At 66.1% G+C, this 21,327-nt stretch carries 21 protein-coding genes; 7 read left to right on the top strand and 14 right to left on the bottom strand.

Annotation, left to right across the window (positions count from 1 at the left end; translation table 11 throughout):
* Window positions 1-3: 3 nt before the first annotated feature.
* The 3 genes from ACTEK7_RS09125 to ACTEK7_RS09115 form a co-directional block, all read right to left on the bottom strand.
* Window positions 4-1,434 (bottom strand): TolC family outer membrane protein, encoded by a 1,431-nt coding sequence (locus ACTEK7_RS09125; protein WP_085968932.1) that lies wholly within the window; start codon window positions 1,432-1,434, stop codon window positions 4-6.
* 187 nt (window positions 1,435-1,621) lie between these two features.
* Entirely contained in the window at window positions 1,622-2,401 is a 780-nt protein-coding gene (locus tag ACTEK7_RS09120) for an enoyl-CoA hydratase (protein ID WP_036006037.1), read from the bottom strand.
* A 109-nt stretch (window positions 2,402-2,510) separates the two neighbouring features.
* A complete protein-coding gene (locus tag ACTEK7_RS09115; protein ID WP_225146033.1) occupies window positions 2,511-3,167 on the bottom strand; it encodes a hypothetical protein in 657 nt (218 codons plus the stop codon).
* Between the two features lie 290 nt (window positions 3,168-3,457).
* On the opposite strand from ACTEK7_RS09115, the gene ACTEK7_RS09110 reads away from it, so the two are divergent.
* Window positions 3,458-4,003, top strand: coding sequence for a sigma-70 family RNA polymerase sigma factor (locus ACTEK7_RS09110; RefSeq protein ID WP_036042899.1), 546 nt, complete (start codon window positions 3,458-3,460; stop codon window positions 4,001-4,003).
* Between the two features lie 2 nt (window positions 4,004-4,005).
* The gene (locus tag ACTEK7_RS09105) at window positions 4,006-4,644 is read left to right on the top strand and encodes an NrsF family protein (protein ID WP_225146032.1); all 639 of its coding nucleotides are present in this window, start codon (window positions 4,006-4,008) and stop codon (window positions 4,642-4,644) included.
* 112 nt (window positions 4,645-4,756) lie between these two features.
* Here the strand turns inward: ACTEK7_RS09105 and ACTEK7_RS09100 are convergent, their stop codons facing one another.
* Complete coding sequence (locus ACTEK7_RS09100; RefSeq protein ID WP_225146031.1) at window positions 4,757-5,860, bottom strand: DUF2336 domain-containing protein; 1,104 nt, start codon at window positions 5,858-5,860, stop codon at window positions 4,757-4,759.
* A 63-nt stretch (window positions 5,861-5,923) separates the two neighbouring features.
* Window positions 5,924-7,081 carry a GGDEF domain-containing protein gene (locus ACTEK7_RS09095; RefSeq protein ID WP_225127245.1) on the bottom strand — a complete coding sequence of 386 codons (1,158 nt, stop codon included), beginning with the start codon at window positions 7,079-7,081 and terminating at the stop codon, window positions 5,924-5,926.
* A 437-nt stretch (window positions 7,082-7,518) separates the two neighbouring features.
* Between ACTEK7_RS09095 and ACTEK7_RS09090 the strand changes: the two genes are divergently transcribed.
* The 4 genes from ACTEK7_RS09090 to ACTEK7_RS09075 all read left to right on the top strand — a co-directional run bounded on the left by ACTEK7_RS09090 (window position 7,519) and on the right by ACTEK7_RS09075 (window position 11,814).
* A complete protein-coding gene (locus ACTEK7_RS09090) occupies window positions 7,519-8,088 on the top strand; it encodes a sigma-70 family RNA polymerase sigma factor (protein WP_036006024.1) in 570 nt (189 codons plus the stop codon).
* On the top strand, window positions 8,085-8,780 hold the full coding sequence (locus ACTEK7_RS09085; RefSeq protein WP_225146030.1) for a hypothetical protein: 696 nt from the start codon (window positions 8,085-8,087) through the stop codon (window positions 8,778-8,780). Before ACTEK7_RS09090 ends, ACTEK7_RS09085 begins: the two co-directional genes overlap by 4 nt.
* Window positions 8,781-8,796: 16 nt before the next feature.
* Window positions 8,797-10,506, top strand: coding sequence for a S8 family serine peptidase (locus ACTEK7_RS09080; RefSeq protein ID WP_036023137.1), 1,710 nt, complete (start codon window positions 8,797-8,799; stop codon window positions 10,504-10,506).
* A gap of 546 nt (window positions 10,507-11,052) precedes the next feature.
* Window positions 11,053-11,814 carry a TIGR03809 family protein gene (locus ACTEK7_RS09075; protein ID WP_225146029.1) on the top strand — a complete coding sequence of 254 codons (762 nt, stop codon included), beginning with the start codon at window positions 11,053-11,055 and terminating at the stop codon, window positions 11,812-11,814.
* Here ACTEK7_RS09075 and ACTEK7_RS09070 read toward each other — a convergent pair.
* The 9 genes from ACTEK7_RS09070 to ACTEK7_RS09030 all read right to left on the bottom strand — a co-directional run bounded on the left by ACTEK7_RS09070 (window position 11,811) and on the right by ACTEK7_RS09030 (window position 20,624).
* Window positions 11,811-13,181, bottom strand: a complete 1,371-nt coding sequence (locus ACTEK7_RS09070) for a TIGR03808 family TAT-translocated repetitive protein (protein WP_225146028.1) — start codon at window positions 13,179-13,181, stop codon at window positions 11,811-11,813. The two genes, ACTEK7_RS09075 and ACTEK7_RS09070, sit on opposite strands and share 4 nt — an antisense overlap.
* A 458-nt stretch (window positions 13,182-13,639) precedes the next feature.
* Entirely contained in the window at window positions 13,640-14,755 is a 1,116-nt protein-coding gene (locus tag ACTEK7_RS09065; RefSeq protein ID WP_225146027.1) for an IS110 family RNA-guided transposase, read from the bottom strand.
* A gap of 319 nt (window positions 14,756-15,074) precedes the next feature.
* Window positions 15,075-15,722: a pyroglutamyl-peptidase I gene (locus ACTEK7_RS09060; RefSeq protein ID WP_225146026.1), complete on the bottom strand. Its 648-nt coding sequence runs from the start codon at window positions 15,720-15,722 to the stop codon at window positions 15,075-15,077.
* A complete protein-coding gene (gene meaB / locus ACTEK7_RS09055) occupies window positions 15,719-16,705 on the bottom strand; it encodes a methylmalonyl Co-A mutase-associated GTPase MeaB (protein WP_225145180.1) in 987 nt (328 codons plus the stop codon). The genes ACTEK7_RS09060 and meaB overlap by 4 nt, the downstream gene beginning before the upstream one ends.
* Before the next feature lie 27 nt (window positions 16,706-16,732).
* The gene (locus tag ACTEK7_RS09050) at window positions 16,733-17,074 is read right to left on the bottom strand and encodes a HepT-like ribonuclease domain-containing protein (protein WP_225145176.1); all 342 of its coding nucleotides are present in this window, start codon (window positions 17,072-17,074) and stop codon (window positions 16,733-16,735) included.
* Entirely contained in the window at window positions 17,075-17,389 is a 315-nt protein-coding gene (locus ACTEK7_RS09045) for a nucleotidyltransferase family protein (protein ID WP_057027169.1), read from the bottom strand.
* Window positions 17,390-17,483: 94 nt separating this feature from the next.
* Window positions 17,484-18,995, bottom strand: coding sequence for a tripartite tricarboxylate transporter permease (locus ACTEK7_RS09040; RefSeq protein WP_036006009.1), 1,512 nt, complete (start codon window positions 18,993-18,995; stop codon window positions 17,484-17,486).
* Window positions 18,996-18,998: 3 nt separating this feature from the next.
* Window positions 18,999-19,490, bottom strand: a complete 492-nt coding sequence (locus ACTEK7_RS09035; protein WP_109144402.1) for a tripartite tricarboxylate transporter TctB family protein — start codon at window positions 19,488-19,490, stop codon at window positions 18,999-19,001.
* A gap of 141 nt (window positions 19,491-19,631) precedes the next feature.
* Complete coding sequence (locus ACTEK7_RS09030) at window positions 19,632-20,624, bottom strand: tripartite tricarboxylate transporter substrate binding protein (protein ID WP_036006004.1); 993 nt, start codon at window positions 20,622-20,624, stop codon at window positions 19,632-19,634.
* Between the two features lie 217 nt (window positions 20,625-20,841).
* Between ACTEK7_RS09030 and ACTEK7_RS09025 the strand changes: the two genes are divergently transcribed.
* Window positions 20,842-21,321 (top strand): SRPBCC family protein, encoded by a 480-nt coding sequence (locus ACTEK7_RS09025; RefSeq protein WP_225146025.1) that lies wholly within the window; start codon window positions 20,842-20,844, stop codon window positions 21,319-21,321.
* Window positions 21,322-21,327 lie beyond the last annotated feature (6 nt).

Raw genomic sequence — 21,327 nt, 5'->3', positions numbered from 1 at the left:
AGGCTACTGCCCCGACGGCGTGCGCAGGCCGTGCCAAGCGTCGCGGACCTGGTGGTAGTGCACCTCGGGCAGATAATCCGGCGTGTTCAGGTTCAGCGTCTTGACGTCGAGATGGCCGATGGCGCTGAGCAGCGTGTAGGAGGCGATCACGCGGTCGCGTTGCGCGCCGATCAGGCGGGCCTTGGCCTGGATCAGGTCGGCCTGCGAGTTCAAGACGTCCACCGTCGTGCGCTGGCCGCCGGCGGCCTCGCGCTGCACGCCCTGCAGCGCGACGGTGGCCGCCTTCACCTCGGACTCCGAGGCCGAGACCGTGATCTTGGCGCCTTCGTTGGCAACCCAGGCGCTGACCGCCGCCGTACGCGCTTGATTGCGCACCTGGTCGAGCACGAGGCGGCTCTGCGCCGTGATCTCCTTGGCCTGCCGGGTCTGCGCCGCGGCCTGGCCGCCGTCGTAGATCGGCGCGGTGACGTTGGCGACGATCGAAGCCTGGTCCTCGGCGAAGGTGCCGAGCGTCGGGTCGTTGTTGCGGCTTTTGCTGGCGCTGCCCTGGATGGTCGCGCTCGGCAGCAGCGTGCCTTCGGCGATGCGGATGTTGGTGGAGGCGACATCGACGTCGAAGCTGGCGGCCATCACCGCCGGATGCTGGCGGATCGCCATCGTCATGGCGTCCTCGCGGCTCTTCGGCAGATAGCGGTCGACGGCCTCGGCAGGCCTGAGCTGCGAGGGCGCATTGCCGATCACTTGCGCATAAGTGGCCTGGCTGACCGCAAGCGCGACCTCGGCCGCGTTGAGATCGGCAAGGCCACGATTGAGGCGGGCCTCGGCCTGCGCGGTGTCGGTCGGCGTGACGTCGCCGGCGTTGAGCCGGCGCTGGGTGACGGAGAGCGTCTCGCGCAGGAAGGCGACATTGGAGCGCTGCGCCTCGACCAGCGACTGGTTGGCGAGAACATTGGTGTAGGCGGTGACCGCATCGAGCAGCACGCCCTGGCCGACGTTGCGGAGCGCTTCGCGGCCCGACTGCACCTGGAGCTCGGCGGCCCGCACGCCGTTGGCGGTGCGGAAGCCGTTGAACAGGCTCTGCGTCACGGTGACGCCGATGATCCAGGGCTTCAGATTGCCGGTCTGGATGGTGTTGTCCGGCAACAGATTGCGCACCGATTGCAGGCCGGCGCTGAGGCTCGCCACGATCTGCGGCCGGTAGCCGGCCAGCGCCTGCGGCACGTTCTCATCGGTGGCGCGCTGGCGCGCACGCTCGGCATTGAGTTGCGGATTGGTCTGATAGGCTTTTGCCAATGCGTCCGGCAGGGCTTCGGCCCATGCCGCGGAGGGAAGGGCGCACGAGAACGCCAGCGTGGTCCATGTCGCAAGCGCATGACCCGCGCTCGATCGACGTCGCGTCACCCCGCGACCAGCTCTGGCGGTACGCCCAATCATGTAATCTCGCTTAACCCCGGCTGTCCGCCCCCGCCGACGATGGCCTCTTAGCTGTTTAGCCAGCCGAGGTCCCGCAGGCAAACTGCCGCGGGCAAAACTCCCATGTATTCCGTGCTTGTTGCAGGCGCGTCACAGGCTGTGCGCGGGAAAGCGCCAGAGCCTTACACCGGCCTGACCGGCTCGTGCGCTACCGGTTCTTGTTCACAGGCTTGCGCTTCTCGATGAACGCCGCCATGCCCTCCGAGCGGTCCTCGAGCGCGAAGGTCGAATGGAACAGGTTGCGTTCGACGCTCATGCCTTCGGAGAGCGTGGTCTCGAAGGCGCGGTTCACCGCTTCCTTGGCCATCGCGGCCGCAGGGCGCGACATCGCGGCGATCTTCTCGGCGGCCGCCATGACCTCGTCCATCAGCTTGTCGGCGGGTACGATACGGCTGACCAGGCCGGAGCGCTCGGCTTCGGCGGCGTCCATCATCCGGCCGGTGAGGCAGAGGTCCATGGCCTTGGACTTGCCGATCGCGCGCGTCAGCCGCTGGGTGCCGCCGATGCCGGGAATGGTGCCGAGCGTGATCTCGGGCTGGCCGAACTTCGCGGTGTCGGCGGCGATGATGAAATCGCACATCATGGCGAGCTCGCAGCCGCCGCCGAGCGCGTAGCCGGCCACCGCGGCGATGGTTGGCTTGCGACAGCGCGCGATGCGGTCGCCCCCGATCGCGGCGAAATCCTCGGAGAACATGTCGATGAAGCCCTTGGGCTGCATCTCCTTGATGTCGGCGCCGGCGGCAAAGGCCTTCTCGTTGCCGGTCACGACGATGCAGCCGATGGCGTCATCGGCCTCGAGATCGTCGACCGCAGCTGCGATCTCGCGGAAGACGCCGAACGAGAGCGCGTTGAGCATCTTCGGCCGGTTCAGCTTGACGATGCCGACCGCGCCGACGCTCTCGACGATGATGTGTTCGAACGTGCTCATGCTCCACCCACGCTTTCGATTGAGCGGGCAATGTGCCCGCTGGCGCGGATGCCTTCAAGGGGGCCGGACGCGGGAAGCGCGCGGGGTCGCGTCCCGGCGGAACCGGCCATCAGGCCATGAACATGCGCGCGGCGGAGGCCAGGGTCAGCAATGTGCCGACGCCGATGAAGATCTTGCCGATCAGGGAGCTCTGGTCCCAGGCCGAGCTCTGCTGGCTGCTGGCCATCACCGGCGCCGGCCGCGGCTGCGCCTCGGTTGCGGCGATCACCGCCTTCTGCGGCGGCGGGGTCTCCTGCAAGGCCCGATCGATGTCGTTGAGTTGATCGGGCGCGACGACCTGGCTTTCGGGGCTCTCGGCGCTGGTATTATCGGCGGCTGCCTGGACGTTGTCGTTGGCGCGGTTCGTCATCGCGGAGGCTGCCGCGGCAGTCGGCGTGTCGGCGGCGAGCTGCGCATTGGCGTTGGCGACCTCCGGAGCCAGCTGGCTCGAGGCCGGGACCTGACTGTCGGCCTTGTCGTTCTTGGCTTCGTCGGGCTTGGCCGCCGTGTCCTTCTTGTCGGCCTTGTCCTCGGATTTCTGCCCCGTCTTCCTGCTGTCGGTGCGGCGCGAGTCTTGGCGCCGGTGCTTGGCCGTATCGGCCCCTTTGTCGGCGCTCTCCGATTTGTTGCCTGCGGCCGAGTTCGGCGCCGCCTGTGCGAGGCCCCCGGATAGCAAGACAAGCCCGGCCAAAACGATCAGGGCCGCGCGCGCGCTGGTTTTCATCATGTCGACGATCTCCCCAATTCCGCCCGTCCCGGCAGCGAACAGAGACCCCGGGGCGTGACGACAGCGGGGCAGAAAATGGGAATCTTCGGGCTACACCGGGCAAAAACGCGGCAGACCCCTCCCGCAGCCGCCCGCCCGATGCAGGACGCACCGATCGGTGTTAAGAGCCGTCGCAGATGTTTGCGGCCGCATCGGTCGCGCGGCCCGGATCTTGATCACGACTTCGTGATATGTTTGGCGCCCGCGTAACAAATTGAAAGAGCGGCCGAATTGCATGGTGAGGGGCGCGCGTGCGCGGACGTGAGGACGAATGGACCGGCCTGATGCGGTCGGCCATGGCTGGCGATGATGCGGCGTATCATCGTCTGTTGAAGGCAGTCACGCCGGTGCTGCGGGCCGCCGCGAGGCGTGGCTTGGCGCGGGCGGGTCAGCCGCCCGACCAGGCCGAGGATATCGTGCAGGAGATTCTTTTGGCGGTACATCTGAAGCGGCATACCTGGGACAGCGAAGCCCCCTTCGCGCCCTGGCTGTTTGCGATCGGCCGCAACAAGCTGATCGATGCGCTCCGGCGGCGCGGCAGGCGCGTGTTCGTCAACATCGACGATTTCGCCGAGACGCTGCCGGGCGAGGCGCCGCAGGACACCGCTTCGGCCGGCGAGGTCGCCGCCCAGCTCGGAACCCTGCCGCAACGTCAGCGCGACGTGCTGCAATCGATCGCGGTCGAGGCCGCCTCGATCAAGGATACGGCGGCAAGGTTGTCGATGAGCGAGGGTGCGGTCCGGGTCGCGCTGCATCGCGGACTTGCGGCGCTGACCGCCAAATTGCGGGACCATTGATCATGGACACCGATCAACTCATTCGCTCGCTCGCCGCCGACAATCCGCACCGCGCGCCCCGCGTCGGCGCGGTGCTGAGCATGGCGCTGCTGGTGGCTGCGCCGCTGTCGATCCTGATCTTTGCGACGTTCTTCGGCGTGCGCGCCGACGTCATGAGCGCCATGCGCAACCCGTTCTTCGACATGAAGTTCGCGGTGACGTTGTCGCTCGCAATCCCCGCCATCATCGTCAGCCTTCATATGTCGCGTCCCGAAGCCCTGCTGCGCGGCTGGGGCTGGCTGCTGCTGCTTCCCGTCGCCCTGCTCGCCGTGGCGATTGGCAGCGAGGCGATGATGGCGCCGGCGATGCCGATGACGATGCGCCTGGTGGGTAAGAACTCCAGGGTCTGCATGGTCGCGATCCCCGCAATGGCGCTGCCGCTGCTTGCGGGGGCGCTGTTCGGCCTGCGCCACGGCGCGCCGTCTCGTCCCGCGCTCGCCGGAGCGCTCGCAGGGCTGGTGTCGGCGGGACTTGCGGCGACCCTCTATGCCTCGCACTGCACCGACGATTCCCCGCTGTTCGTCGCGACCTGGTACACGCTCGCAACCGCGCTGGTGACGGCGATCGGCGCGGCGGTCGGATCGAGGGTCTTGCGGTATTAAAGCATGATCCGGAAAAGTGCGAAGCGGTTTTCCGGAAAGATCATGCGCAACCAACAACCTAAAGCGCGATGACGATCCATCGAAATCTCATCGCGCTTTAGTCGCGCCGGCTTCATGCCGCCGGCGTCGCGTGCAACTGCATGCGGTGGAAGCGCAGCGCCTGTTGCGCGGTGGATGGGCGCAGCGCCTCATAGGTGTCGCGCAGCTTCAGCATGTCGGTCTGCGACCCGCCGGAGAGCTTCTCGCGCAAGGCGATGATGGCGCGCACGCTCGACCATTGCATGCCCGCGGCCTTGGCGAGGATCATCACGCCTTCGGTGCGGCTCTCGATCATCATGGTCTCGGCGGTCTCGACCGCGATCCCTGCGAGTGCGGCCAGCGCCGCGTTCGTCTCGTCGAACTTGCCCTGCTCGGCGAAGGTGGCGACCTGGAGCTCGTTGAGGCGGCCGTCCTCGTGCAGCGACTTCACCAGCGCGCGAGCCATCTCCGTCTGTTTCGTCCTGGCGACGGCGCGAACCCGTTGGGCCGCTTCCTCGACGGCCCTCGACACCTCGTCCGCGAGCTTGGGATGCGCAGCCGCGAGCTTCGTGCGCACGCTCGAGGATGCCTTGGCGACCAGCCTCAGATAGTGATGGCGCGGCAGGTCGGGCCGCAGGCCGATGCAGCCGGCGAGGTCGTCGTCGCGCTCGGCGCGGACGACGAGGTCGGCGAGACACTCCTCCGAGAACCGCGCGCCCGGATTGCCGGCCGTCGACTGCACCACGTCCTCATTGCCCCGCGCCACCAGCACGTCGGTCAGCGCTTCCGACAGCGTCCGCCGCAGCGAGATCGCCTTGAGATGCGCCTGGCTCCTGGTGCGCGCAATCTCGACCAATGTTGCCTCATCCAGCCGCTCCGACTTCGACAGCACGGGGCCGGAGACCTCGATCACCTCGTCGAGCGCGAGCGTGCGGATGATCTGCGGCGGCGCAGCTGCGATCGGCGCGAGCCGCTCGGCGAGCAGCGCCTTGGCCGACGTCTCGATCTGCTCGATCAGGCACTGGAACACGTCGTCGAACACGCGGATATGGTCGTCGGAATAGTCGACCGCGTTGCCCACGAAGAGATCGGTGACGCGGCGGAGCGTCTCCAACCGGCGCGCGACGGTGCCGTGCGAGAGGGCGGCCTGCAATTCCTCGAGCAGGCTTTCGGATGGTCTTGCGGAATTAAATCTCATTGCTCTGTCCTGGAGCGGTCGGCCCGGCAGCGGCTTCCGTCGCACCGGAGGAAAATGGATCGGTCAGCTCGTTGCAATGCAGTTGCGCCCTCGCGCCTTGGCGGAATAGAGCGCGCTGTCGGCGCGCGCGAGAAACGTGTCGGCAGTATCGACGTCGCGCAGCGTCACGACGCCCGCGGAAATGGTCACCCGCATGCTGGGGGAGAACGCGCCCCAGTCGAGATCGGCGACGATGCCGCGCAGGCGCTCGAGCGTGCGGAGCGCGACGTCGCCCGACGTATCCGGCAGCAGCAGCAGGAATTCCTCGCCGCCGTAGCGGCCGAAACTGTCGGCCGGGCGGATGTTGGCGAAAATGGTGATCGCGAAGGTGCGCAGCACCTCATCGCCAATGGGATGGCCGTAAGCGTCGTTGATGCGCTTGAACCAGTCGAGATCGATCAGCGCGATCGCGAAGGGCGTGGATGCCCGCCGCGACTTTTCGATCTCGGTGTCGAGAAGCCGCATGATGCAGCGGCGGTTGTAGGAGCCGGTGAGCTCGTCGAGCTCGGCCAGTTCCTCGATGCGTCGATAGGCGGCCTTCAATTCGATGCTGCGCTTGTACAGGATCTTGCGTAACGTGGCGCCGAACAGGCCGAGGAAGGCGCACTGCCCGATCACCAGCACGAAGCAGAGCATCGAGGCGGTCCGCTGCAGCCGGGTCGCGACCGGCAGTCCGATCGGCAGGTCCGATCCCAGGAAAACCACGGTGAGCCCGCAGGTGGCGAGGCCCCAGGTGAGCATGGCCTGGCTCGACGTCATCCGCAGCGTGCCGAACGCGAAGATCAGAAACAATACGGCAAGGAACGCGACCCCGATGGTGGGCACCGCGAGCAGGAACACCAGTTGCAGCGCCATATGCAGCGAGATCTGATAGACGGTGAGGTAATGATCGTCGAAACGGTCGCCGAAACCTGCCTCCGACAGCACCGTGAAAGTCCCGATGATCAGAAGGCCGCCGAGCCAGAACAGCGTCGGAACGGCCATGGAGACCGCGCCGTCATAGGCGTAGAGCAGCAGGACCGCGCCGCCCAGCGAGTAGCTCGCGACCTGGCCGATATACATCTGGCGACGCTGCCAGACGCGGCGCGCCCTGACCTCGGGCGCCGTCGTCTCGGGCGCAAGGACGAGATCCGCGACCTCTGCGGCATTCCTCTCTGGAAAGGACGTCGCGGCCGTACCCATGGTCCCGCCAATGGTGGATGTCAGCGTAAAAACCTACGTGGCAAGCCTTTAGGTTTGGTATCCTTTGAAATCGAATCCGAACCGTGCAGCAGGGAACAAGGCGATCATCTAGCGTGAGAATTTTACCGATGATCACGCATCGTGTGCGCTGCGGTCGAGCCGAAGCGAGGCTTGGCGCGACAAAGGTGGTGCGGGGCTGCTATGGAACCGGATGAGGCCGGGCTGCCTACGTCCGGGCAGGCATTCCGCAGGGAATATCGCAGTATTATGGTACCGATTCGGATGAGCGACGCTGACCACCACGGGTTGGACAAGAAAAATGCCCGGATGTGGGGTAGCTCACACAAGCCCCCGTATGACTGCGGTAGGTTCAACAATTTTGCCCCCCACATCGAACCGGCCACCGCATCGACCCGACCAACCTTGCGAGACGGCCATTGAGCGCGACACAGGCGGCTTCAGACGAGATCCTGATCGCCAGGATCGCTCAAGGTGACCGGCTCGCCATGCAGGTGCTGTACGGGCGGCACCATGTCAGGGTTTACCGGTTCGGGCTGAGGCTCGTGCGGGACGAGCAGGCGGCGGAAGACCTCATCAGCGAGGTGTTTCTCGACGTCTGGCGTCAAGCGGGCAAATTCGAGGGCCGATCGGCCGTTTCCACCTGGCTGCTGGCAATCACCCGATTCAAGGCCCTGTCTGCGCTCCGGCGCAGGAAGGATTTCGAGCTGGACGAAGACGCCGCCAACGCGATCGAGGATACGTCCGACGATCCGGAAACGGTGGTGCAGAAGAAGGATACCAGTGAGGCGTTGCGGGAGTGTCTGACGGGCCTCTCGCCGGATCATCGGGAAATCGTCGATCTTGTCTACTACCACGAGAAGTCCGTGGAAGAGGTGGCCGAAATCGTCGGGATACCGGAGAACACTGTGAAGACGCGCTTGTTCTATGCGCGCAAGAAACTGGCCGAACTGCTGAAGGCAGCCGGCGTCGAGCGAGGCTGGCCATGATGGCTTTGAGCAAGAAGATGCTGGAGCAAGAGCCCAGTGAAATTGAACTGCTGCTGCCCTGGCACGCTGCCGGCACGCTGAACGCGCGCGATGCGCGCCGTGTCGAGGAAGCGCTGGCGCGCGATCCGGACCTGGCGAAGCAATATGCGGCGATCCGCGGCGAGTACGAAGAGACCATTCATCTGAACGAGAGCCTGGGCGCTCCGTCGGCGCGCGCGATGCAGAAGCTGTTCGCCGCGATCGATGCCGAGCCGGCGAAGGCGAGCGGCTCGCTGCCGCTGTCGGCGCGTATCTCGACCTTCTTCGCGAGCTTGTCGCCGCGCACGCTGGCGTGGTCGGCGAGCCTCGGTGCCGTCGCGCTCGTGCTGCAGGCCGGCATCATCGGCGCCGTGCTGATGAAGAACCAGCCGGCGACCTTCCAAACCGCTTCGCTCTCGACCAGCGCACCGATCACGCGCGAGCTTGGTAGCGCCGCCGCGCCGGCGCGCGCGCTGGTGCGCTTCGCCCCTGAGGCGCGCGTCGCCGACATCACCGCGCTGCTCGACAGCTACCAGGCTTCGATCATCGGCGATGCCAAGGGCGGCATGTTCCGCCTCCAGTTCGACAAGGCGATGGGCCAGGACGAACTCGCTTCGCTGCTCGGCAGGATGCAGCGCGAGAAGTTCGTCAACCTCGCCGTCGCGGCGCCCTAGGCGCGCCGCCGAGCCAATGACGGGCAAATCCGAGAGCAGGGTGCGCACTGGGGCCCGCGCTTCATCCGTCGGCGTTGCGCTTCTGGTCGCCTTCTGTTTCGGCGTGGAGCTTGCGCAGGCGCAGGCGATCATGCGCACGCCGACGATCAGCGTTCCCTCGCGCACGCCGACCGTCTCTCCAAACATCACCCCGCGGGTCAGCCCGAACATCGCTGCGCGCGCGGTGAGCGTTGGCCGCGGCCCGCGGACGATGGCGAGCATTCCCACGACGTCGCGCATCCGGCCGACGACGCCGGTGCTGCCCCATGCGCGTTACTCGCCGAATCTCTATCCGGCCTGCACCGCAGCCTATCGCAGTGCCGACGGCGAATGTCTGGCGCAGCCGAACGCGGGCGGCGAGGGCACCGGAAAATCCGGCAAGAAGAGCGCCGGCAAAGGGCGTGGGAACAACACGCCGGTGGTGCTGACCTCGCGCAGCTTCGCAGGCGAATTCGTCGCCGAGATCGACGGCGCGCTGTCGACGGCCGAGGCCGACGAGCTGGCGCGTCGCCACGGCCTGACCCGCCTCGCTTCCGAGAATTTCCCGCTGATCGGAGCCACGTTCGGCCTGTTCCGCATCGCCGACGGCCGGCCCTATGAGACCGTGCGGCGCGAATTCGCGGCCGACGGCAGCGTGCGCTCGCTGCAGCCGAACTTCCGCTACGTGCTCCAGGACCAGAAATCGTCGGCCGCCACCGAGGGCGATCCTGCGCAATACGCGCTGGCAAAGCTGCGCCTGCCGCAGGCGCATACGTTGGCGCATGGGGCCAACGTCACGATCGCGGTAATCGATTCCGGCATCGACGCCCGGCATCCCGAGCTCGCCAATTCCATCGCCGACAATTTCGACGCGCTCGGCAGTGCCGAAGGGCCGCACGTCCATGGCACCGGCATCGCCGGGGCGATCGCGGCCCATGCCCGTCTGATGGGCAGCGCACCCGAGGCCCGCATCATCGCCATCCGCGCCTTCGGCGGTGCCAATGGCGGTGCAGAGAGCTCGTCCTATATCATCCTGCGTTCCCTGAATTACGCCGCCGAGCACGGCGCGCAGATCGTCAACATGAGCTTTGCCGGTCCGAAGGACGCGGTGATCGAGCGCGCGATCGCGGCGACGGCCGCGCGTGGTCTCATTCTGATCGCCGCCGCCGGCAATGCCGGGGCGAAATCGCCGCCGCTGTATCCGGCGGCCAACCCCAACGTGATTGCGGTCAGTGCGACGGATCGGCAGGACAGGCTGTTCTCCGCCTCCAACCGCGGCAACTACATCGCCGTCGCGGCCCCCGGCGTCGACATCTTCCTGCCGGCACCCGACGGCAAATACCAGGTGACGTCGGGAACCTCGTTCTCGGCCGCCTATGTCTCAGGCGTCGCGGCGCTGCTGCTCGAGCGCAACCACACACTCAAGCCGGAAGCGCTGCGCATGACGCTGGTCAAGACCGCACGCGACCTCGGCTCTCCCGGGCGCGACGACCTCTTCGGCGACGGCCAGGCCGACGCGTTTGCCGCCGTCATGGCTGTTCCTGCCGACAGCGCGACGCCGGTCGCTGCTGCCCCCGGTACAACAAAACGTGAAGATGCTCCGAAGCGTCGCGAGGAGCCCGGCGCACGCGCGATCGAGCAAACCTCGCTGTCGAGCGCGGAGGATAAATCCGCGGTTTCTCAGGCGGATAGGCCGCCGGCGCGATAGTCGCTGCGACAACTTTACGCTCACGCCAAAGGGTAAAAAATCAAACCGCGCATTTGAACGTTCAGCCCGCTGCCCCGACCAACTGATGTGGGAGCGGTCATCCCTCCCCATCAGTCATATCAGGCGCGAGCGCCCATCCACCCCAAGCGCCCATATGGCTCGACCCGTCCGGTTGTCCCCCCGGACGGGTCTCTTCTTTTCAGAGCGTTTTCGAGCGAAGCGGGTGTCGGTTCGCGTGAAGAAAACGCGTCAAGACAAGATTCTGGCGTCCGATTTTTCGAAGCTTCGCATCCGTTCAGCTTGCAGTTGAAGGTCGCCGTGGCCTCGGTCGCCGTCGCGAGCGAGTCCCGCCGCAACTCCGTCATGCTTGTGCGAAGCTTGACTCGAAAACACGGAAAATCACCGCACGACTACGGTGTTTGACGACGAATGCCGCGTCGTTGCTGGACAAGTCAAAACTTTTCCACAAAATATTCATGTCGCGTCTAAATTGATTCGTGTGCGTTGCGTCCCCCGCGTCCGTGTTTTCTCCTGACGGGCTGGTTCATGACACATCGCCAAGAATTTGCTCGCGAAGAGTTCGTTCGCGACGCGGCCGGCAGCCGCCAAATCGCGGCACGCTGGTGCGCTCTCGCCGAGCAGCGCCTGCAACATCTCTCCGAGATGTTTGAGACCGGCCGCTGGCGCCGCTATCATTCCGAGATCGCCTTCCTCGAAAACATCCAGGAAGCCAAGCGCGCCGTCCAGACTTGGCGCGCCCTTGCGACGGGGGCGGACGTCGCCGAGGCGGCTGCGAGCGTGACGCCGGCATTCGGTTGGTCGCCGGCGACGATGCCTCGCATGGCGCCGCGCGAGCAGCAGGCGCAAACGATGCAGCCCAAGGCCGTTCACATCGCTCCCGAGACCGTCATGCCGGTGAGGCTCGATCCGAAGCCCGACGTGCTCGCGGAGATCACCGAAGCCCCGATCGCGCCGCTTGCTATGCCCGTAGCTTGGCCGTCGTTCACCGCGCCTGCCGAGATGCCGCCGCTGAGGGCACCCGCTGCGAAGGCACCGTTCACTGCGCCTGCCGTGAGATCGCCGCTCGCGGAGCCGGCCGCAACACGGCCATTCGCCGCGCCGGAAGTGAGGCCGCCGGTGCCTGCCGCGAAGCCGCCGAAGACCGCGCCCGCAGCGATGGCGGCGCTCCTGCCGCAGTTCGCCCCGCCCGCCGGGGAAATCGTCGCCGCCCCCGAGCGCGTCGTCGAATTCACTTTCAGCCTCGACGGCCTGGAAGCGAAGTACCCGCTGCTGCGGAACGCCTTCTAGCGCCGCACCGCATTGCCGCCGACCACCAGCTGCGCAAAACGTTGTGCGCCGTCGGCGGATAGATCCGACGTCACCGCGCGGGCGTGATCGAGGCCGACCACGGCGCCGCGCGGCGTCTCGGAGATCATGTTGTTGTTGACGAGCGCGGTGCCGGCGCCCGGCAGCACGGAGACGCCGACGCCGGCCAGCGCCTTGCGGATCACGTTGCCCGTGATCGCGACGTCGCGCAGATATCTGCCCCAGCCGGCGACGATGCCGTAGGACGGCGCGTTCTCGATCACGTTGCCGGTCACCGAAGAATCCGCCTCGATGTAGATGCCGACGCCGGCATCATCGTCGGGCGCGGTGCCGATCGGCCGCTTCGGGATCAGGTTGCGGATGATGTTGCCCTGGACCACCGCGATGCGGCCGCCCTCGTTGAAATTGCAGACCGAGACGCCGACGGCCGCGCCGTCCACGATGTTGTTGGCGATCACCGCGGCCTCGAATGCGAACTCGGAATAGAGCGCGACCTCGCGCACGTCGCTGACGCTGTTGCCACTGATGTGGATGTTCGAAGCCGAGTTGCCGCGCACCGCCGAATAGTCGCAATTCCTGATACGGTTGCCGCGCACGATCACGTTGCTGGCGCGAAAGGCGTTGATGGCATTGCCGAACTGGCCCGAGCCGCCGGGGCCGGCCTTGATGTTCTCGATGCGGTTGTCGGCGACCAGCGTGCCGTCATCGCCGATCGCGGTGCGCAGGATCTCGATCCCGTTGTCGTTGGTGCCGAGAATCGTGTTGCGGCAGACGCTGAGGCCCCTGGCGTCGAACGACACGACCGCTGTCACCGCGATGTCGGTGAAGATATTGCCGGAGATGTCGCCCGCGACCTGCTCGAGCCAGATGCCGCTGCCGCCCGAGCTCGTGATAGCGCATTCGCTGATGCGCACGTCGCGCCCGCCGAGGGCGTGGATCAGGCCGCGCCGTGTCGGCAGCGGGATGCCGCCGCCGTCGAAGGTGATGCCGGTGAGGCCGATCGCATCGGAGCCGTCGCTCTGGATCGCCGAGGCGCCGCCGGTGAAGACGAGCTTGGTCGCGCCGCGCACGCCGATCAGCTGCGCGCCGTTCGGCAGCCGCAACAGACCGGTCCGGTACACGCCGGGTGGCAAGGCGAGCGGCAGTTGCGCCCGAGCGGCCTCGTCGATGGCACGCTGCAGCGCGCGGGTCTGGTCCTCGCTGCTGCCGGGCCGCACACCATATTGCGTGGCATCGCGGCCGAGCAGCGACGTCAGCGGCGCGGCGCGCGCGGCATCGGCCGGTATGGCCAGCGCACCGGCAATGCCCGCGGTCGAAGCCCCGATGAGATGACGGCGATTGAGGTTCATGACGCGTCCTCCGGCGGACGCGGGAGGTGTCCGCAGCGGTTTCGTAGCGTAGCAGGGCGAGGACCGTGAGGATTGTTCGCGGTAGGGTTAAATGTTTACGCAAAAGACGGTGCCGTAGGACCTCCTAGCCTTGGTCAAGAGGTTTCGTGCCTTAATGCAACAGGGTAGCGCGGTGCTCACCGCTGTCCAGGACGCTTCGCGCCGGCTACGCCGGTGCCGATGGCATCCTGGACAGCGGCTGCGCGCCGCGCTGTTGGGCTCGGCAGGTCGGGACGAAGGAATGGTCACAAGCGGCCGAACAAAGGAATAAGGCTTACTGGCTGCTGACAGCCTGAGCACTCCTGTGATTGGCGTCGTACAGCGTTCGGTTCTTGAGGGCCGCGCAGAGGGCCGAGAGCAGGCGATCGCCCACGCCTCGCAACGCGCGTGCACGGCCATGGCCGCGCCGCCGCAAGGCATCATAGCGGTGCCGAGCGGCCGGGTCGTGCTGGACCGGCAACGCGTGACCAGTGATGGACAGCGGTCTGCAGCCGCTTGTTGCAGGCAAAGCGCCGGATCACGAAGCGTTGCTTGCCGCTTTGCCGTGTGATCGGGGCAGCCCCTGCCAGAGCACGCAAAGCGTGGTAATCTCGGGCGCGCAGCGGTTGTGCTGCCTCGGTGAGCAGTGTGGCGAGAACAATCCTGCCGATTCCCGGCCAGGAGCGAAGGATTGCCACGTCACGCTGCTCATAGCTCTGCCCCGATGAGTTCTCCTCGCCCTGTGCCGCCAGACTATCGCAAAGGCCGTCCAGGGCAGCGTCGGCTTGCTTGATCTGCTGATTGACCAGGCGCACGCGCGCGACAAGGCTGCGGATATGGACGCACGCTGCCTCCGTGGTACCTGGTGCGACGAACAAGGCCGTCTTGCGCAGGGTCTGCAGCACGGTGGCGGCGTCGACACGGCGGATACGATGCTCCTTGAGGATACGCGCAATCGTCTTCTCCGATGCCTTGGCGGCCGCAGCGGGTGTCGGCACCTTCTGCCACAAGCTCAGGAACCAGTCGTCTGCGACATCATCGGTCAGCTCGGCCGCTTGCGGGTAATAACGCCACAACTGCTGACGCAGGCGGTTAGACAGACGCGTCCGTTCCTGCTGCAGCTCATCTAGCAGGCGCGACCATTCGCGCAACCTGATCACCGCCGGATCGTCCATGGCAAGCTGCCGGAAGGCCTTGCGATCGGTACGCAAGGAATCCCCTAGGACAAGAGCGTCACGGCTGTCATCCTTGGCACCCGCGACCGTGAAGCGATCACGGAAGCGATCAAGCTGCTTGGGATTGATGGCAAAGACCAGGAACCCACACTCAAGCAGCATCTCCACCACAGGACCGTGCGGCATCTCGATTGCCACGGCGATCTGCGCCGGTGCAGCCTTCGTCTTCTCGAGCAGCCAGTCGCGCAACTCCACCAGATCGGCTCCGCCATGGGCGAACTCTCGCTCTCCCACCCGCCCTCCTTCGGCATTGAGCAAGCAAACGCGATGGCTTTGCGTTGCCCAGTCGATCCCGACAAACCAATGCACATTCTCGACCATTTGATGGACCTCCTCGCTTCCAAAAGGCGGGCCAACTGCGATCCCAATCAATCCCTGTACCGGCGCTCGCGGCGCAAACCTCCTAGTGGATCTCGATCGCAGATGCTCCGCCAGGACGCGGGTCCTACGTCGGTGCTCTAGGCACAGGTGGGCAAGGCGGCTCCCGGCGGATCGGCCCGGCGACCAGCCTACACCAACTGACTGGCCTCCGAACGCCAGAAGGGTACAGGGTGGGTTAGCCGTAGGCGTAACCCACCATGTCACCGCGAGTACGGAACCGTTGATGGAGATGAGGTGGATTAGGCTTTGCCAATCCACCCTACGAAGCGCGCGCCCTCCGTGCCAACTGCACCATCTCCATCAGCATCGCTTCCCCCGCATCGACCAGCTCCTCCAGCGTGATGCGGGCTGCGCCCTTGCGGCGCGCACCGCCGCTGCGCGCGAGCAGGGGAATGTGGATGAACGCCGCAAGCCTGGGTCCGCCCGCCTTCACGCGCTCGATCGCGCGCCAGCTTAAGTAGTTGCAGAGATAGGCGCCGGCGTCGCGCGAGGGACGCGCGTCGATGCCGGTGAGTCGCGCGGCGCGCAGCAGCCTTGCGGTGTGCGGGCCGAACATCATCGCGTCGGCATGGCCGGCGATGCCGCGCTTGGTCGAGCGGGTGTTGGCCGCATCGGGCCAGAGCATGGTGACGGCGTTGCGCGCCCGCGTCTCGATGCGCAAGTAAGGCGTGCGGGCGGCGAGGCCGAACATCAGCAGCGCGTCGGGCTTTTGCGTGGCGAGCACGTCGGGCAGTTGGCGGTCAACCGCGGCATAGGTGACCGGAAAAATGTGGCTCGAGAGCACGACATCGTCGAGCGCGGGCCGGCGCAACTGCGCCAGCCGCGCCACCAGCGGCTGGGTCGGATTATGGGGTGCGCCGGGAAACGGACCGAAGCCGGTGAGGAGAATGCGGAGCTTGTCGCTCATTGCAGCAACTCCAGCATCTGCTCGGCGGCGAGCGCCGGCGTGAGATGGCCATCGGCGACATCGGCCTCGATCTTTCGAACCTTGCTCCGCACCGAGGCCTCGCTGCGCAGCCGCGCCAGCATGCGCTGCTCCAGCATCGACCACATCCACTTCACCTGCTGCTCGCGCCGCCGCGCGGCGAAATCGCCGGAGGCGTTCATCGCCTTACGGTGATCCAGGATCTTTTGCCAGATCTTTGCGATGCCATCGCCGGTCAGCGCCGAATAGGTCTCTACCGGCGGATGCCAATGCTCGGACCGCGGCGCCAGAATATGCAGCGCGCCGCGATAATCGGCCGCGGTGATCTTGGCGCGCTTCAAATTGTCGCCGTCGGCCTTGTTGATCGCGATCATGTCGGCGAGCTCGACCAAGCCCTTTTTGATGCCCTGCAGCTCGTCGCCGCCGCCCGGCAGCATCAGGGCAAGGAAGAAGTCGGTCATGTCGCAGACGGCGGTCTCGGACTGACCGATGCCGACCGTTTCCACCAGCACGACGCCGAAGCCGGCGGCCTCGCACAGCAGCATCGCCTCGCGCGTCTTCGCCGCGACACCGCCGAGCGTGCCCGAGGACGGCGAGGGACGGATGAAGGCTGCATCGGAAGCTGACAGCCGCGCCATCCGCGTTTTGTCACCGAGAATCGAGCCGCCGCTGCGCGCCGAGGACGGATCGACCGCGAGCACCGCGACCTTGTGGCCCTGCTCGATGAGATACGTACCCAACGCATCGATCGTGGTGGATTTGCCGACGCCGGGCGAGCCGGTGATGCCGACGCGATATGCCTTGCCGGTGTCCGGCAGCAGCATCTGCACCAGCTCCCGGGCCAGTGCCTGATGGTCGCCGCGCCGGCTCTCCACCAGCGTGATGGCCCGCGCCAGCGCCGCGCGGCTGCCGGAGCGAAGGTCACGGGCGAGGGATCTGATGTCGGTGGATTTGGGAACAGTCATCATTGCTTATGGGCGCGCGAGTCCACGTCAACTCGACGGTCGCACGCGCCCTTCGACGAAAGATTTCAATGGAGAGAGATGATCTTGAACGGTCGCCCATACAATCCCAACATCCGTTGCATGATAGGCGTGACGCAAACGATTGCCGAAATTCACCATTGCTTGCCAATCTATGCTCGACGCATCTTTCTTCATCTCGTCGGGCAACCGCCGTGCGGCCTCGCAAATGACTTCCAAATAGCGTTCAGTGGCCATACGGCTGGTCTTGTCGGCGGTGAATCGCGCGAAGTCATAGCCCGCAAGCAACGCCTCGATCTCGACAATGGCCTCGAGAATGTCTCGCAACCGGTCCTCGACGGTGGGCGGCATTCAGAACACCTCGACCAAATCGTCGGCGATGCGTTCTGCCATGCGGGGCTTCAGTAAGTTTCGCATCGATATTTGAGTTTCGAGGCCGATGTGATCCTCGATCAGTTTCACAGCCTTGAAGTAATCGAAACGTGGCTCTTCCCCATGCGCAGTCGTCTCTACCAAAACATCGAGGTCGCTGTCGGGGCGCGCGTCGCCGCGCGCTCGGGACCCAAACAGGAACAGGCGATTGATGCCCGCAGCCCTCAAGGCGGGAGCAAGCTCTCGGAGCTTTCCGACAATCGTCTGGAGTGGAATGTCTGCGACCTCGGTCATGGCCGGACATTAGCACAGGGCGAGGGCCCGGCCCAGCGATAGCGGGCCTGCTCGGCCTGCCCCGGCGGGGCAGGCGAGGCCCGCCCGCTCGATATCACCGGGTCGTTGCCGCGGCGGTCTGCGGCTGTTTCGCCTTGCGCCAGATCCACACCATGACCGGCCAGAGCAGCGCGCCGATCGCCATCGCGGCGAGGATGGCCGCGACCGGACGCTCGAAGAACGGCAAGATGCTGCCGTCCGACTTGATCAGCGAGGTGACGAAGGCCTGCTCCACCATGGTGCCCATGACGATGCCGAGCACCATGGCGGCGACGGGATAGCCGTTCGTCTCCATGACATAGCCGATCACGCCGAAGGCGGCGACGGTGACGACGCCGAACATGTTGTTGCCGATCGCGAACGAGCCAACCGCGCAGCACAGCATGATGATCGGCATGATCGCCGAGCGCGGTGCCAGCAGGATGTAGGTGGCGACGCGGATCATCGCGATGCCGAGCGGGATCATCAAGATATTCGCGATGATGAACATCAGGTAGATCGCATACATGCTCGACGCCTTCTCGGTGAACAGCGTCGGGCCGGGATTGAGGCCCTTCATGTAGAGCACGCCGATCGCGATCGCGGCGATGGTGTCGCCGGGGATGCCGAACAGCAGCGAAGGCACCCAGCCGGAGGCGATGCTGGCATTGTTGCTGGCGCCGGCCTCGACCAGGCCCTCGACATGGCCGGTGCCGAACTTTTCCGGCTCCTTGGAGAAGCGCTTCGACATCGCATAGGAGACCCAGGCGGCCATGTCGGCGCCGGCGCCGGGCAGCACACCGATGATGATGCCGACGATGTTCCCGCGCGTCATCTGCCAGCGATAGAGCTTGGTCAGCTTCCATTGGCCGGCCATGATGCTTCCGAATTTGCGCCGCGGCAGCGGCGGCGGTTCGGGCGTCAGCATCGCGCGCATCACCTGCGCCACCGCGAACACGCCGACGAGAGCCGGGATCGGCTCGATGCCGCCGAACAGATCGGTCAGGCCGAAGGTGAAGCGCGGGATGCCGCCGGGATTCTCGATGCCGATGCAGGCGACGAGCAGGCCGATGAACATGCCAGCGATCGCCTTCACGGGCGAGGAACGCGCCACCAGGGTGGCGCACATCAGGCCGAGCAGCGCCAACCAGAAATATTCGAAGGTCGAGAACGACAGCGCGATCTCGGCCAACGGCGGCGCCAGGATCATCAGCGACAGCACGCCGGCGATGCCGCCGACCGCGGAGAACCAGACGCCGGCCCCTAGCGCCAGCTCGGCCTGGCCCTTGCGCGTCATGGCGTAGGCTTCATCCGCGTAAGCCGCGGATGCGGGCGTGCCCGGGATACGCAGCAGCGCGCCGGGAATGTCGCCGGAGAAGATCGCCATCGAGGACGCCGCGACGATAGTCGCGATCGCCGCGATCGGTGACAGATAGAAGGTGACCGGGACGAGCAGGGCGGTCGCCATCGTCGCCGACAGGCCCGGCAGCGAGCCGATCACCAGCCCATACACGGAGGCTGCGAACATGGAGATGATGACCTCCCAGGTGGAGATCAGCGCGAACGCATCAATCAGGGTCTTCAACATCGATCACCAGGGCGTCGGCAGCAGGCCAACCGGTAGCGGCACGCGGAGCAGCTTGCCGAAGATGAGATGGATGGCGAATGGCGAGAGCATCGCGAGCGGCAGCGCCAGCTTCCACTTCGCCCCGAGCGCGGTCGAGGTCACGTAGACCATGATTGCCGCGGTGATGATGAATCCCAGCCGGTCGGCGGCAACAACGTAGAACAGCAGCAGCGCCGGCGGCAGCAGCGCGCGCAGGCCGTAGAGCTTGCCCTGCGGTGGCGGGGCAGCCGCCTGGCCGTCCTCGAACGGGACCAGCTCTTCCTCCTCCTCGAAGGAACGGCCGATGCCGAACACGATCGCGAGCCCGCACAGTGCAAGGCCGCAGCCGATCACCAGCGGAAATACATTGGGGCCGACCGGCTGCCCCGGCACCGGCGGCAGAATGTAGCCGCCATAGGCGGCAGCCGCGCCGAGCGCGACGAGAAACGATCCCGTGACGGAGTCGGGAAGACGCATAGGGGGAGTCCTACAGGGGGTGCGCTCCCTCTCCCCGCTTGCGGGGAGAGGGTTGGGGTGAGGGGGAGTCTCCGCGGAGGAGGTGAGAGATGGACTTGCGGAGAGTTCCTCGCACCCCGATCAAGGCGTCGCAGGTGCGGATCACGCCTTGCTCAGGCCCGCGGCCTTCATCGCCTCGCCCATCTGGGCGTCGCCCTTGTCCATGAAGCCCGCGAAATGGGCCGCATCGCCCCACACGGTGCCGAAGCCGCGATTGCTCATGAAGTCCTTGAACTCGGCGGAGTCGTAGACCTTCTTCAGCGCCGCCGTGAGCTTGGTTGCGATCTCCGGCGGCAGATTTTTCGGCCCGGCAATGCCGCGCCAGGCGCCGGTTGCGTAGTCGATGCCCATGGCCTCCTTCAGCGTCGGCACGTCCTTGAACACCGGATTGCGCGCGGGCGCCATGATGGCAAGGCTCCTGGCCTTGCCGGCCTCGATGATGGCGCGCGCTTCCGGCACCGAGCAGGTGGTGAGATCGACACCGCCGGCCGCGAGATCCTGCATTGCGGGTGCCGCGCCGTTCGACGGCACCCAGGCGACCTGGTTGGCGGGCAGGCCCATCGCCTGCATCCAGCCGACCAGCGCCAGATGCCAGATGCCGCCCTGGCCGGTGCCGGAAGCCTTGAACTTCCCCGGAGGCGCCGCCTTGATCGCGTCGGCGAGCTCCTTGACCGTCTTGTAGGGCGAGGAGGAGGAGACCTGGATGCCGGGCGGATCCTCGTTCATCAGCGCCAGCGGCGTGTAGCTCTTCGGCGTCAGGTCGGTGAGACCCTGCCAGTGCATCATTGAGATTTCGACGGTCAGCATGCCGATGGTGTAGCCGTCGGGCTGCGCGGTCGCGATCGCGCTATGGCCGACCACGCCGGAGCCGCCGGTGCGGTTGACCACGTTGAAGGGCTGGCCGAGGTCTTTCTCCAGCAGCGCTGCGACGATGCGCGCGGTGGCATCGGTGCCGCCGCCGGCGCCCCAGGGCACGATCACGGTGACGGGCCGCGCCGGATAGGCTTGTGCGAGCGCGGGCTTGAAGCCGAAAGCGGCGGAGGCCGCGAGAGCGGCGGTGGAAGCCGCAAAGCTGCGGCGCGAAATCTTGGACATTTAATGCCTCCCAGCGGCGCCCGTGATGTCAGGCGCTCTTGTCAACTCCGGCATTCTAGTCGGCTTTACGTCGCCGCCGCAAGGTAGCGCTACCAACTGGAATCGCCATGTTGTGTGAAAGCAGACGGCCCGTCGAATGGGCGGTCGGAAATCGGGTGGGTTTTGTCCGCGCGCCTAGCCAACCTGTGCGCGCAACGAAACCAAAGGCAAGCCACCGATGACCCAAGCCTATTACAGCGCCGTGCTGGACCACCCGCTCGACGACGTCTGGTCCCTGATCCGCGATTTCAACAACTACCCCGCCTATATCGACGGCGTGAGCGAGAGCGAGATCGAAGACAACAGGCGCGGCGATGAAGTCGGCGCCGTCAGGCGCTTCTGCTATCTCGGAAACTGGATCCGCCAGCGCCTGGTCGATCACTCGGACCTGCAGCACAGCCTGACCTATGCCGGTCTCGAAGCGATACCCTATCCGCAAGACGACGACGGCCCGAGTCCGGCGCCGGCGCGATACCAAGGCACCATGCATCTGCGTCCGATCATCGAGGGCAACCGAACCTTCATCGAATGGTCGGTTGCGCTCGAAACTGAACCTGCGGACCCCGAGCGCTGGAAAGCGCTGTTTGCCTCCTGGATTCCCGATTGGACGGATTCCCTCGCGCGGACATTGGCCCGGACCCGTTTGCGATCCCGTTAGCCTCAG

Source organism: Bradyrhizobium sp. JHI2711 (genome assembly GCF_056156565.1).
The sequence above is the reverse complement of the archived record's forward strand: the minus strand, read 5'-3'. Positions and strand labels throughout refer to the sequence as shown.

Coding starts and splice junctions, on each gene's coding strand:
- ACTEK7_RS09035 (WP_109144402.1), bottom strand. CDS start 19,490: ATGCGTCTTCCCGACTCCGTCACGGGATCGTTTCTCGTCGCGCTCGGC.
- ACTEK7_RS09070 (WP_225146028.1), bottom strand. CDS start 13,181: ATGAACCTCAATCGCCGTCATCTCATCGGGGCTTCGACCGCGGGCATT.
- ACTEK7_RS09060 (WP_225146026.1), bottom strand. CDS start 15,722: ATGAGCGACAAGCTCCGCATTCTCCTCACCGGCTTCGGTCCGTTTCCC.
- meaB (WP_225145180.1), bottom strand. CDS start 16,705: ATGACTGTTCCCAAATCCACCGACATCAGATCCCTCGCCCGTGACCTT.
- ACTEK7_RS09030 (WP_036006004.1), bottom strand. CDS start 20,624: ATGTCCAAGATTTCGCGCCGCAGCTTTGCGGCTTCCACCGCCGCTCTC.
- ACTEK7_RS09045 (WP_057027169.1), bottom strand. CDS start 17,389: ATGACCGAGGTCGCAGACATTCCACTCCAGACGATTGTCGGAAAGCTC.
- ACTEK7_RS09040 (WP_036006009.1), bottom strand. CDS start 18,995: ATGTTGAAGACCCTGATTGATGCGTTCGCGCTGATCTCCACCTGGGAG.
- ACTEK7_RS09095 (WP_225127245.1), bottom strand. CDS start 7,081: ATGGGTACGGCCGCGACGTCCTTTCCAGAGAGGAATGCCGCAGAGGTC.
- ACTEK7_RS09115 (WP_225146033.1), bottom strand. CDS start 3,167: ATGATGAAAACCAGCGCGCGCGCGGCCCTGATCGTTTTGGCCGGGCTT.
- ACTEK7_RS09105 (WP_225146032.1), top strand. CDS start 4,006: ATGGACACCGATCAACTCATTCGCTCGCTCGCCGCCGACAATCCGCAC.
- ACTEK7_RS09050 (WP_225145176.1), bottom strand. CDS start 17,074: ATGCCGCCCACCGTCGAGGACCGGTTGCGAGACATTCTCGAGGCCATT.
- ACTEK7_RS09025 (WP_225146025.1), top strand. CDS start 20,842: ATGACCCAAGCCTATTACAGCGCCGTGCTGGACCACCCGCTCGACGAC.
- ACTEK7_RS09100 (WP_225146031.1), bottom strand. CDS start 5,860: ATGAGATTTAATTCCGCAAGACCATCCGAAAGCCTGCTCGAGGAATTG.
- ACTEK7_RS09065 (WP_225146027.1), bottom strand. CDS start 14,755: ATGGTCGAGAATGTGCATTGGTTTGTCGGGATCGACTGGGCAACGCAA.
- ACTEK7_RS09120 (WP_036006037.1), bottom strand. CDS start 2,401: ATGAGCACGTTCGAACACATCATCGTCGAGAGCGTCGGCGCGGTCGGC.
- ACTEK7_RS09085 (WP_225146030.1), top strand. CDS start 8,085: ATGATGGCTTTGAGCAAGAAGATGCTGGAGCAAGAGCCCAGTGAAATT.
- ACTEK7_RS09075 (WP_225146029.1), top strand. CDS start 11,053: ATGACACATCGCCAAGAATTTGCTCGCGAAGAGTTCGTTCGCGACGCG.
- ACTEK7_RS09080 (WP_036023137.1), top strand. CDS start 8,797: ATGACGGGCAAATCCGAGAGCAGGGTGCGCACTGGGGCCCGCGCTTCA.
- ACTEK7_RS09125 (WP_085968932.1), bottom strand. CDS start 1,434: ATGATTGGGCGTACCGCCAGAGCTGGTCGCGGGGTGACGCGACGTCGA.